The organism is Massilia sp. IC2-278, from assembly GCF_020708045.1.
Classification (GTDB): Bacteria; Pseudomonadota; Gammaproteobacteria; order Burkholderiales; family Burkholderiaceae_D; genus Telluria.
Map to the genome: position 1 here is coordinate 610,023 of NZ_JAJFES010000002.1, position 11,664 is coordinate 621,686.

Annotated in this window: 11 protein-coding genes and 1 pseudogene; 8 read left to right on the forward strand and 4 right to left on the reverse strand. The window is 66.7% G+C overall.

Translation table 11 applies throughout. From position 1 onward, the window contains the following. Window positions 1-2: 2 nt before the first annotated feature. Entirely contained in the window at window positions 3-218 is a 216-nt protein-coding gene (locus LK540_RS07675; RefSeq protein WP_229436549.1) for a hypothetical protein, read from the reverse strand. Further along, a complete protein-coding gene (locus tag LK540_RS07680; RefSeq protein WP_229436550.1) occupies window positions 215-1,912 on the reverse strand; it encodes a carbamoyltransferase C-terminal domain-containing protein in 1,698 nt (565 codons plus the stop codon). Before LK540_RS07680 ends, LK540_RS07675 begins: the two co-directional genes overlap by 4 nt. Window positions 1,913-2,075: 163 nt before the next feature. Between LK540_RS07680 and nudC the strand changes: the two genes are divergently transcribed. Then, window positions 2,076-2,894, forward strand: a complete 819-nt coding sequence (gene nudC, locus LK540_RS07685) for an NAD(+) diphosphatase (RefSeq protein WP_229436551.1) — start codon at window positions 2,076-2,078, stop codon at window positions 2,892-2,894. A 4-nt stretch (window positions 2,895-2,898) separates the two neighbouring features. Here nudC and LK540_RS07690 read toward each other — a convergent pair whose 3' ends face one another. Continuing rightward, complete coding sequence (locus LK540_RS07690) at window positions 2,899-3,786, reverse strand: hypothetical protein (protein ID WP_229436552.1); 888 nt, start codon at window positions 3,784-3,786, stop codon at window positions 2,899-2,901. A 180-nt stretch (window positions 3,787-3,966) separates the two neighbouring features. Between LK540_RS07690 and folE the strand changes: the two genes are divergently transcribed. The 3 genes and pseudogenes from folE to LK540_RS07705 all read left to right on the forward strand — a co-directional run bounded on the left by folE (window position 3,967) and on the right by LK540_RS07705 (window position 5,723). Further along, on the forward strand, window positions 3,967-4,533 hold the full coding sequence (gene folE / locus LK540_RS07695) for a GTP cyclohydrolase I FolE (protein ID WP_229436553.1): 567 nt from the start codon (window positions 3,967-3,969) through the stop codon (window positions 4,531-4,533). Between the two features lie 75 nt (window positions 4,534-4,608). After that, window positions 4,609-4,884 (forward strand): annotated as a pseudogene (locus LK540_RS07700) (transposase); the annotation flags it as partial. Window positions 4,885-5,114: 230 nt separating this feature from the next. Then, window positions 5,115-5,723: a phosphatase PAP2 family protein gene (locus LK540_RS07705; RefSeq protein ID WP_229436554.1), complete on the forward strand. Its 609-nt coding sequence runs from the start codon at window positions 5,115-5,117 to the stop codon at window positions 5,721-5,723. A gap of 111 nt (window positions 5,724-5,834) precedes the next feature. On the opposite strand, the gene LK540_RS07710 is transcribed toward LK540_RS07705, so the two are convergent. Next, entirely contained in the window at window positions 5,835-6,239 is a 405-nt protein-coding gene (locus LK540_RS07710; RefSeq protein WP_229436555.1) for a hypothetical protein, read from the reverse strand. A gap of 155 nt (window positions 6,240-6,394) precedes the next feature. Here LK540_RS07710 and LK540_RS07715 point away from each other — a divergent pair, with 155 nt between their 5' ends. The 4 genes from LK540_RS07715 to LK540_RS07730 are packed head-to-tail and all read left to right on the forward strand — an operon-like array spanning window position 6,395 to window position 11,470. Beyond that, window positions 6,395-7,630, forward strand: a complete 1,236-nt coding sequence (locus tag LK540_RS07715) for an RtcB family protein (RefSeq protein ID WP_229436556.1) — start codon at window positions 6,395-6,397, stop codon at window positions 7,628-7,630. A gap of 45 nt (window positions 7,631-7,675) precedes the next feature. Then, window positions 7,676-8,230: a (2Fe-2S)-binding protein gene (locus LK540_RS07720; protein WP_229436557.1), complete on the forward strand. Its 555-nt coding sequence runs from the start codon at window positions 7,676-7,678 to the stop codon at window positions 8,228-8,230. Between the two features lie 10 nt (window positions 8,231-8,240). Further along, a complete protein-coding gene (locus tag LK540_RS07725; protein ID WP_229436558.1) occupies window positions 8,241-9,263 on the forward strand; it encodes a xanthine dehydrogenase family protein subunit M in 1,023 nt (340 codons plus the stop codon). Next, a complete protein-coding gene (locus LK540_RS07730) occupies window positions 9,260-11,470 on the forward strand; it encodes a xanthine dehydrogenase family protein molybdopterin-binding subunit (protein WP_229436559.1) in 2,211 nt (736 codons plus the stop codon). Before LK540_RS07725 ends, LK540_RS07730 begins: the two co-directional genes overlap by 4 nt. The last annotated feature ends 194 nt before the right edge of the window (window positions 11,471-11,664 follow it).

Below are 11,664 nucleotides of genomic sequence, written 5' to 3' on the forward strand. Positions count from 1 at the left end.
GGTCATTGCCATGACAGCCGGCCGAGCACGTTGCGGGTGATACGCTCGACGCGGCGGTCGCGCCCGTCCGCCAGCACCTGCGCCCAGTCGGTGGTGCCGGCCGAGAACACCGCGCCGCCCCGTTCGAACACGCCCATGGTGGTGGCTTGCACGCCTTCGCCGGCGGCATGGCGTTCGCCCGGCGGCACGCTGGCGCGCCCCTGATAGGCGCGGATCATTCCGGCAGCTCCGGTTCGACGCGCTTGCGCACCAGCCAGGGCGGCATCGCCAGCGCGTGCAGCGGCATGCGCCGGAACGCGGCCAGGGCCTGCGCCGGGGTCTCGACGATCGGTTCGTCCCTGCCCTTGAACGAGGTGTTCAGCAGCACCGGCACCCCGGTGCGTTCGGCAAAGCCGGTCAGCAGGGTGCGCAGCAGCGGATCGTCGTTCGGCCCGACCGTCTGCAGGCGCGCGGTGCCGTCGACGTGGGTGATGGCGGGCACGCTCCGGATGCGCCCGGGTCGCACCGGCGCCGCGAACTGCATGAAGGGCGAGGCGCCGGGCAGGTCGAACCAGTCGTTCGCGTGTTCCTCGAGCACCACCGTCGCCAGCGGGCGGAACCATTCGCGCGCCTTGACGCGCGCGTTGATCCAGTCGCGCACATAGCCGCGGCGCGGGTCGCCCAGGATGCTGCGGTGGGCCAGCGCACGCGGGCCGAATTCGCTGCGGCCCTGGTACAGCGCCACCACCTTGCGCGCACACAGCAGGTCGAGCATGCGTTCGCACAGGGCGTCGCGGCCGTTGAGCTTTTCGGCAACCAGGCCGCTGCCGTCGCCGGTGGCCTGGGCCACCGCCGCGTCGATATCGGGTGCTTGCGGCGCGGGGCCGAGGTAGTCGTGGGTCCAGCGCCAGTCGCAGGCTTGCCCCGCCAGTTCGACCAGGCCGTAGATGGCGCAGCCGAGCGCGGTGCCGGCGTCGCCCGGCGCCGGCGGAATGAAGACGCGCCGGAACGGCGTTTCGTGCAGCAGGCGCTCGTTGGCCGAGCAGTTCAGGCCGCATCCTCCGGCAAAGCACAGGTCGTCCAGCCCGGTGACGGCGTGCAGCCAGCGCGCCACCTCCAGCAAGGCCTCCTCGAAGGCGCGCTGGCCGGCCGCCGCCAGGTTGGCGCAGTCGGAAAAGCCTGCCTCGGGCATGCCGTAGCGGAAGCGGCCACGCTCGGCCAGGATGGCGCGCCAGGGCGCCGGGATCGCCACCCGGTTGCCGTCGACCGCGAGCGGCGGCAGCGCCAGCGCGCGCGGGTCGCCGTGCGGTGCCAGGCCCATCACCTTGCCTTCGTTGCCTTCGCCGGGGAACAGCGCTTGCGTGAGCAGGGAATAGAACATGCCGAGGCCGGCGGGGCGCGTGTCGTCGCGGTCCCACAGCTGCTTGCCGATGCAGTGGACCTGCTCGCGGTTGGCCACGTAGAACGAGGACACTTCGCGCCAGTCGCCGGGCACCCCGGCGGCGGCGGCCCAGTGTTCGGTGAAGTCGAGCACCGGGCTGCCCTGGCCGTCGACGACCATCACCGCCGCCTGGCGGAACGGCGACGGGTGGAACACGCTGTACAAATGGGCCAGGTGGTGCGAGATGCGCGCGCGGCGGCAGCCGGGGGCGAGCACCAGGCTGCCGGCCAGTTCGGCTTCGTAGCTGGCCAGGGCCGCGATTTCGGCATCCGACGAATGGCATTCGACGACCGCGTCGAGCGGCCGGGCGAGGCCGGGCAGGGCGGGGCCGTAATGCTCGCGCAGGTCGCCGGGCTTGCCCCGGTGGTGCTTGCGGCGCGTGAGCCGCTCCTTCTGGATGGCCCACTCCAGCCGGGAACCCTGCATCAGGCAGATGCTGGCATCCTGGGTACGATTGATGCCGAGTATGGCAGGTCCGGGCGCATCGTTCATCGTGTTCTCCGTTCTTGTTATCGGGCGATGGGTCGATCCAGCCCTACTTTGAGCACGATGAGCTGCGATTAGTTCGGCACGGTTTTCAAACAGGCGCGGGCGGGCGCGCACGGCTCGCGGTATCATGAAAAAAATCTTCTCATCCGAGCCCCGACCACTGTCCATGCTGCATACGCCTTCCACTTTCACGGCGCTGATGGCGCCGCAAGCCCATCCCGCTCCGCTCACCTTCCTGTTCCATGGCGGCCGCCTGCTGGTGCGCGAGCACGACCTGGCGCTGCCCGACGCCGCGGCGCTGGCCACGCTCGACCTCGACCCGGCGCACATGCAGCCGGTCGGCCTGTTGGGTGATCGCTATTGCCAGGCTGGATGGAGCGAAAGCGAAGCGGCGCCGCCGGGCCATGCCTGGCGCGGCCTGCGTTCGCTGTTCGGCGACATGGATGAGGAATGGCTCGGCGTGGCCGGCCGCGCGGCCCAGATCGCCGAATGGGCGCGTACCCACCGCTACTGCGGCGCCTGCGCGCATCCCATGGAACGCCTGATGCACGAGCGCAGTTTCAAGTGCACCCACTGCGGCCACCTGGCCTACCCACGCATTTCGCCGGCGATGATGGTCCTGATCAAGAAGGACGACAAGGTGCTGCTGGCGTTGCACCACGCCTCGGCGGCGAAGCGCTTCACGCCGCTGGCGGGTTTCCTGGAGGCAGGCGAGTCGATCGAGGAAGCGATCCACCGCGAAGTGATGGAAGAGGTGGGCTTGCGCGTGACGAACCTGCAGTATTTCGCCAGCCAGTCATGGCCCTTCCCGCATTCGCTGATGATCGCCTTTACCGCCGACTACGCCGGCGGCGAGATCCGCGTGGATGCCAGCGAAATCGCCGAGGCGCGCTGGTTCGGACCAAGCGACGAATGGCCGGAGCGCGTGCCGCACATCTCGGTATCGAGCGTGCTGGTGGATGCGCACCGGCCACCTGGAAAATAACAGATCAGCTTTCGGTCGCCGCCGGTAAAGCCGGCGCGCCGCGTGCCGGAAGCAGTGCAACGGCCGGGGCCACGGCTACCGCGGAAGCCGGCATGGTGCGCGGCGCTTCTTCCGGCCGCGCGCCGGTCCCGCGCAACTGCACCGCCCGCTGCAATAGATCGAACCAGAACGGCGCGCCGAACAGGGTGGTCGCCGCCGTGATCAGCCAACCGGCCGCCTGCAGGGCAAAGGCGGTATCCCACACAGGCGGAAAACTCGTCCAGCCGATCGGCAGCGCCCACAGCTTGCTCAGGGTGGCGGCGTCGAGGGCGCCCGGCACGGCATCGATGTGGGCCGCCAGCTGGGGCTGCTGCCAGAGGGTGCGGAACAGGGAGATGCTGTCGATGTTGAACATGATCGCCAGCAGCAGCGACAGCAACAGCGAGATCAGCAGCTGGCGCCGTTTATAGGCGCCGGACACGCGCTCCATGGCGTTGTCGAACCAGCCGGCCACCAGCGCCTGGAAGCGTTCCAGGTCGCCGCCGGCACGCGCGTACAGGGCGTGCAGGGCGCGCCGCACCTGCGGATCGGCGATGCCGTCGATGTCGGCGCCCAGGCGCGCGAAGTCGCCGGGGACGCGCTGGATGCTGTCGATCAGCGCAATCGCGAACTGCGCCGGTTCGATGTAGGATGGGCGGGCCGCGAGATGGCGCTCGTCGACCGGCGTGCCGTTGCTGTGCGGGTTGACCAGGGGGTGGGCATAGACCATCTGCGCCAGGGCGTCGAAACGCGGGTCGTTGAGCATGCTCTTGATGCCGGCCAGCAGGGTGTTGGCGCGCAGCCGGAATGCAGCCGCCAGCGCTTCCTGCAAGGTGGCGACGATCAGCGCCACAGTGCCGTAACAGAACGTCAACCCAATTGCCAATTCCAGTACTGAACTCCCGAACATAGCGCCTCCCTTTCGCAAGAAAACCTATCCACGCTAGCGCATCGGCGCAACACAGGAGTCCGTTTTGCTCAAGAAATCGGCAGGCGCCGGAAGGCTCGGCGCATTTTCTATATACTGGCGGCAATCGATTTTTTAGGGTATGTCATGTCCGACAAAGAAGCATTTACCGAACAGGATTGGCGCCGTTTGCTGACCAGCCTCGGTGAAGATCCAAACCGTCCCGGCCTGCACGAAACGCCTGCGCGCGTCACCAAAGCCTGGAAACACTGGACCTCCGGCTACGGCCAGGACCCGGTCGAAGTCCTGAAAGCCTTCGAGGATGGCGCGGAGCAGTACAACGAACTGATCGTGGTGCGCGGCATCCCGGTCTACAGCCATTGCGAACACCACCTGGCGCCGTTCTTCGGCAAGGCCACCGTCGGCTACCTGCCGAACGGGAAGATCGTCGGCCTGTCGAAGCTGACCCGCCTGGTCGACATCTTCTCGAAGCGCCTGCAGGTGCAGGAACGCATGACGATGCAGATCGCCAACGCGCTGATGGAAGTGCTGGAACCGAAAGCCGTGGGTGTGGTCGTCAAGTGCCGCCACATGTGCATGGAAAGCCGCGGCATCCGCACCCAGGGCGAGGAAACCATTACCTCCTGCATGCTGGGCGAACTGCAGCCGAACCTGGCGCTGCGCACCGAGTTCCTGTCGCTCGCACGCGACTAAATCACGGGCCAACCCGGCCCGCCGGGAACCTGTTCATTAACTTCGCCCTCAAAGGATGTTTAGGGGGCGAACGTCATGGCCCGGCCCGAATTTCCCAGCGATATAGGCCGCGAGCAGTTCGAGCTCGTGCGCGACACACTTGAAGCGGCGCGCCGCAAGACGCGTCCGCGCAAGCACGATTTGTACGACGTGTACTGCGCCGTCCTCTGGTTCCTGCACACGGGCGCCGCCTGGCGTAGTCTGCCGCGCGAGTTCCCGCCCTGGCGCACCGTGCACGAATACTTCACGCAATGGACCATGCTGCGCAACGGCGAGCGCTCGCTGCTCGAGCAGACGCTCGACACGCTCGGGCGCGACGTCGAGCTGGCCCAGCTGCAGCGGCTGATGCGGCCGAGCTGAGCGTGCTCAGCCGTGCGGCGTGTTTGCGCCGGAATTGTATAAACTGATAACAACAGCGATCGCCCAGCCTGTGCCGTGCAGCCGGTTCCTGCCTTGTCACATTCTGTTGCGATTTCAAGCCGTGCGCGCCGAACGGCTGAGCTACGCTGGAGCTATTGTCTTTCTTTCACGCCGGCGCCCGGATGTTCGACCAACTCAACCTGTACCTGTTTTCACTGATCAATTCCGCACCCGGCCTGGAAGGCTGGCGCCTGCACGGTGCCGTGTTTGCCGCCGAATGGGTGATCATGATCCTGCCGCTCGGCCTGGTGCTGATGTGGATGAACGGCGATACCGCCGGGCGCGAAGCCGCCGTGCGCGCCTTCCTGGCCGCCGTGATCGCGCTGACGCTCAACAAGATGATCGGCCTGGCGTGGTTCCATCCGCGTCCTTTCATGGCCGAGGTCGGGCAGACCTTCATGTTCCACGCGCCGGACTCGTCCTTCCCGAGCGACCATGGCACCAGCATGTTCTCGGTGGCGCTGGCACTGGCGTTCGGACCGCTGCGCGAAGCACGCCGCTTCGGCATCGCCTTGCTGGCGCTGGGTGTGGTGGTAGCCTGGGCGCGGGTATTCCTGGGTGTGCATTGGCCGCTGGACATGGCCGGGGCACTGGTTACCTCGGGCGTGGCGGCCTTGCTGGTGAATACCAGGACCGGCCAGGCGCTGGCGGCGCTGGTGGTGCCGCAGATGCAGGTGGTGTATCGGCGCGTGTTGCGCGCGCCCATCAAGCGCGGCTGGCTGCGCCCCTAGAGCGCATGGCAGCGCCCCATAGCGGCGTTGCATCGTCTCGCCGTACTGACAGTACTGTCTTCGACGATGCGCCTTGCTCTGGGGTGCTGCCAAGCACTCTATGAAAACAGGTCACTCGGTCGGCGCTTCCGCCTCTTCGAACACCAGCTGCTTGTTTTCGTCGAAGTGGAACAGGCCGAGCGGCTGCCCGGTCACCTGCTCGGGTTCTTCCATCTGGCTGCAGCCCCCGGTCTCGAAGCGCCAGGCCGTGTCGCCGGCGCGGATCGTGTAGACGTTGTCCCCGGAGCCGAACAGTTCGAGTTCCACATCCGACACCGGCAGCGTGGCCAGCTCGAAGCGGCGCTGGCAATCGGGCATGCGCGCCGCGATCAGGTCCAGCGTGACTTCCTTCTTCCAGAACTGCTCCTGCACCGCGCGCACGGTCAGCGCGTGCGTATTGCCCTCGATGTAATACGTGGCCGAGTCGTCGACGCAGCCGGCCAGCAGCAGGGGAGTCAGTAGGAGAAGTTTTCGCATGCAAGGTTCCATGGTCCGGCGCGAAATGGCGCCTCAGCCAGTATAGAACGGCCTCTCCGCACGCCGCAACTGCGCAGTCGAATCCTCCCGGACTCCCCGCTCCGGCGATTTGGGCCATGATGAAGCCGTTGTCGATTTCACCAGTCAGCGCATCCATGAAACAGCTTGCATACGAAACGCTGGAAGCCCGCGGCGCCAAGCCGGTCAAGATGTGGACCCGCGGCGTACCGGTCGAGGAAGCCGCCAGGGAGCAATTAAGCAAGCTTGCCCAGCTGCCCTTCATCTACCACCACGTGGCTGTCATGCCCGACGTGCATCTCGGCAAGGGCTCGACCATCGGCAGCGTGATCCCCACGCTCGGGGCGGTGATTCCGGCCGCCGTCGGCGTCGACATCGGCTGCGGCATGATGGCCGCCAAGACTACCCTGCGCGCGACCGACCTGCCCGACAGCCTGGGCAAGCTGCGCAGCGCCATCGAGCAGGCCATTCCGCACGGCATGTCGCACAAGACGCGCAACGCCAAGGGCCGCGATGTCGGCTCCTGGGACCGTCCGCCGCCGCCCGTCGATGCCGGCTGGGCCAAGCTGAAGGACGAGTTCGACGCCCTGTGCCGCAAGTGGCCCAAGCTGCGCGGTACGAATAACTACAAGCACCTCGGCACCCTGGGCAGCGGCAACCATTTCGTCGAGATCTGCCTGGACGAAGACAACTTCGTGTGGTTGATGCTGCACTCCGGCTCGCGCGGCGTGGGCAATGCCATCGGCACCCATTTCATCGAGCTGGCCAAGCAGGACATGCGGCGCCACATGGTGAACCTGCCCGACCAGGACCTGGCCTACCTGGAAGAAGGCACCCAGCACTACCGGGACTACATCGAGGCGGTCGGCTGGGCCCAGAAGTTCGCCCGCACCAACCGCGAAGTGATGATGCAGAACCTGATCCACGCGGTACGCAGCGTCATCACCAAGCCTTTCGAGACCCACGTGGAGGCAGTCAATTGCCATCACAACTACGTGCAGCAGGAACGCCACTTCGGCCGCGATGTGCTGATCACCCGCAAAGGTGCGGTCTCGGCAAAAGCCGGAGAACTGGGCATCATTCCCGGGTCGATGGGCGCAAAAAGCTTCATCGTGCGCGGCAAGGGCAACCCGGAAAGTTTTAATAGTTGCAGCCATGGCGCAGGACGCACCATGAGCCGCACCGAAGCCAAGCGCCGCTTCACCAGCGCCGACGTCGAACGCGCCACGCGGGGCGTGGAGTCGCGCAAGGACGACGGCGTGATCGATGAAATCCCGATGGCCTACAAGGACATCGACGCCGTCATGCAGGCCCAGGACGAACTCGTGGAAGTGGTGCATACCCTGAAGCAGATCGTGTGCGTGAAGGGCTGAGACCAGGAACTGAACCATCCCAATAACCTTAGCGAAGAGTAGACGATGCCAGACGACGAACTGACCCCGCTGGCGCCCGTGGCGGCGCCGTATGTTCCACCGCAGCCGCTGACGCTGCGCATCAACGGAAGCGAGCATCAACTGCACCTCGAGCCGCGCGTGAGCCTGCTCGACGCGCTGCGCGAAACCCTGCACCTGACCGGCACCAAGAAGGGCTGCGACCGCGGGCAGTGCGGCGCCTGCACGGTATTGGTCGACGGCCAGCGCATCAACTCCTGCCTGACCCTGGCCGTGATGCACGACGGCCGCGAGATCACCACCGTCGAGGGCCTGGCCCAGGATGGCCAGCCGCATCCGGTGCAGCAGGCCTTCATGGACCACGACGGTTTCCAGTGCGGCTACTGTACGCCGGGCCAGGTCTGTTCGACCGTGGCCCTGCTGCGCGAAATCGCCGAAGGCCAGGCCAGCGCCGTCACCCGCGGCGAACGTCCGCAGGGGCTGGACGAGGACGAAATCCGCGAACGCATGAGCGGCAACCTGTGCCGCTGCGGCGCCTACCAGAACATCGTGGCTGCGATCCGCACCGCGGCAGCGGTATAAAGGAGAGGCCATGCATTCGATTTCCTACGAGCGGGCGCGCGACGTCGCCCACGCGGTCGAGCTGGCGCGTGCGCCTGGGTCCAAGTTCATCGGCGGCGGCACCAATCTGCTCGACCTGTACAAGAGCGGCGTCGAACGCCCGACGCGGCTGGTAGACGTCAGCCGCCTGGCGCTGAATGCCATCGAAGAATTGCCCGATGGCGGAGTGCGCATCGGCGCCATGGCCAGCAACACCGCGGCCGCGAACCACCCGCTGGTGCGCGGGCGCTACCGCGTGCTGTCGGAAGCGATCCTGAACGGCGCCTCGGCCCAGCTGCGCAACATGGCCACCGTCGGCGGCAATTTGCTGCAGCGCACGCGCTGCTATTACTTCACCGACCCCACCTTTAAAAGCTGCAACAAGCGCGACCCGGGCTCGGGCTGCGCCGCCATCGACGGCTTCAACCGCATCCACGCCATCCTCGGCGCCAGCCCGGACTGCATCGCCACCAACCCGTCCGACATGGCGGTGGCCCTGGCGGCGCTCGACGCCACGGTGCGCCTCTCCGGCCCGAACGGCGAACGCAGCGTGCCGATCACCGACTTCCACCGCCTGCCGGGCGACACGCCGCAGTTCGACACCGTCATCGAGGACGGCGAACTGATCACGGCGGTGGACTTGCCGGCGTCACCGTTCGGCGCGCACTCGCACTACCTGAAGGTGCGCGACCGCGCCAGCTATGCCTTTGCCCTGGTGTCGGTGGCGGCGGCGCTCGACCTGCAGGACGGCGTGGTGCGCGACCTGCGCCTGGTGCTGGGCGGCGTGGCGCACAAACCCTGGCGCGCGCAGGAGGCCGAGGATGCGCTGCGCGGCCAGTCCTTGAGCGAGGATAACCTGCGCCGCGCGGGCGAGCTGGCCGTTGCCGGCGCCCAGGCACAGTCCCATAACGGATTCAAGATCGCACTGGCGCAGCGCGCGGTGGTGCGGGCATTGCAAGTAGCCGCAGGCACCACCGGACCGGCTGCAACGGAACAGGTAGGAGAATCGGCATGAGCATCATCGGCGCACCCATCAATCGAGTCGACGCCTGGGCCAAGGTCAGCGGTAGCGCCCGCTACTCGGCCGAGCATCCCGTAGACAATCTTGCGCATGCCGTCATGGTTACCAGCACGGTGCCGAACGGGCGCATCACCCGCATCGACGCCGGCGAGGCCGAGGGCGTGCCGGGCGTCCTCTACATCATGACGCACGAAAACGCCCTGCGCCTGCCGCAGGAAACGAAGGAGGGCAAGGTCTCGCCGCCGATCGGCCGCGTGCTGTCGCTGCTGCAGGACGACCAGGTTCACTACAACAACCAGCCGATTGCCGTGGTCGTGGCCGAGACCTTCGAGGCCGCGCGCGAAGCGGCTGCGCGGCTGCGCATCGAGTACGAACGCACGCCCGCCCAGCTCGACTTCGAGGCGGCGAAGCAGCACACCCACCCGCCGGAAAAGGTGCTGACCCAGAAACCCGATACCCAGCGCGGCGACTTGCAGGCCGGACTGCTGTCGGGCAGCGCGCGCATCGACGTCAGCTACCGCACGCCGGTCGAGAACCACAACCCCATCGAGCCGCACGCGACAATCGCGGCCTGGGACGGCGACCATCTCACCCTGTACGACTCGACCCAGTACATGAAGGGCGTGCAGCGCACCGTGGCCGGCACGCTCGGTATTCCCGAAGAAAAGGTCACGGCGCTGTGCCCGTACGTGGGCGGCGGCTTCGGCTGCAAGGGTTCGGTGTGGTCGCACGTGGTGCTGGCGGCGATGGCTGCGAAAGGCGCGGGGCGCCCGGTCAAGCTGGTGCTCGACCGCAACCAGATGTTCGGCCCGGTGGGCGCGCGCCCGGTCACCGACCAGCGCATGCGCCTGGCCGCGATGCTTGATGGCCGGCTCACCGCCACCGCCCACGACACCGTTGCCTACACCTCGATGATCGAGGACTGGATCGAACCCTGCGGCCTGATGACGCGCATGATGTACGAGGTGCCGAACGAGGAAACCACGCACCGCCTGGCGCGCATGAACCTGGGCACGCCGACCTTCATGCGCGCGCCGGGCGAAGCCTCGGGTTCGTTCGCGCTGGAGTCCTCGATGGATGAGCTCGCCTGTGAGCTCGGCATCGACCCGCTGCAACTGCGCCTGCAGAACTATACCGAGCGCGACCCCGGCAAGGACTTGCCGTTCTCGAGCAAGTCCCTGCGCCAATGTTACGAAGTCGGCGCCGAACGCTTCGGCTGGAGCCGGCGCAACCCGCAACCGCGCTCGATGCGCGCAGGCAACAAACTGGTCGGCTGGGGCATGGCAACCTGCACCTACCCGACCAACCGCTCGAAAGGCGCAGCCTCAGCCACGATCGATGCGGACGGTATGGTGGTGGTGCGCTCCAGCACCCAGGACCTCGGCACCGGCACCTATACCGTGATGACCCAGGTGGCGGCCGAGGCGCTCGGCTTGCCGGTGGAGCGTGTGCGCTTCGAGCTGGGGGACTCGCGCCTGCCGGAGGCGCCGGTCTCGGGCGGCTCGACCACGGTCGCCAGCGTGGCGCCGGCGGTGAAGGCGGCCGCGCATGCCCTGAAGCTCAAGCTGGTCGGCATCGCCGTGGCCGACGAGCGCTCGCCGCTGCATGGCGCGCTGGCCGATGAAGTCGAGATCGATGGCGGCCGATTGTTCCTGCGCGGCGATGCGTCAAAAGGCGAGTCGATGACCGACATCGTCGTGCGCCATGGCGGCGCGGCCATCGAGGCCCGGGCCGAAGCCGATCCCGGCGACGCCAGCAAGAAGTATTCGATGCATGCTTTTGGCGCGGTGTTCGTCGAGGTGCACGTCGACGAAGCGCTGGGCACGGTGCGCGTGCCGCGTGTGGTCGGCGCCTATGGCGTGGGCAAGCTGATGAACGCCAAGACCGGGCACAGCCAGCTGATGGGCGGCATCGTCTTCGGGCTCGGCATGGCCCTGTTCGAGGAAACGGTGTTCGATCTGCGCGACGGGCGGGCCGTGAACGGCAACCTGGCCGAATACCACGTGCCGGTGAATGCCGACATCGGCAGCATCGAGGTGGAAGTGGTGGAGGAAGACGATCCCCATGTCAATCCGCTGGGCGCGAAAGGGATCGGCGAGATCGGGATTACGGGCGTGGCGGCAGCGGTGGCAAATGCCGTGTATCACGCGACCGGGAAGCGGATACGCGAGTTGCCGATTACGCTGGATAAATTGCTGTAAGGTGGTTCGCTAAACCCGAACTTGTGAATGGTGACGTCGGGTGTGCCGTCGGCACACTCAACCGTACGGTGTGTAACAGCAAAGTAGAAATGTCCGCTTTTAGCAAAGTTAAAATGTCCGCTGTCCGGATGTCACACTCGCTTTTGAGCGGATGCTTTCTTTGCTGCTGTCGTGCCTTGGAAGATGATGGCGCC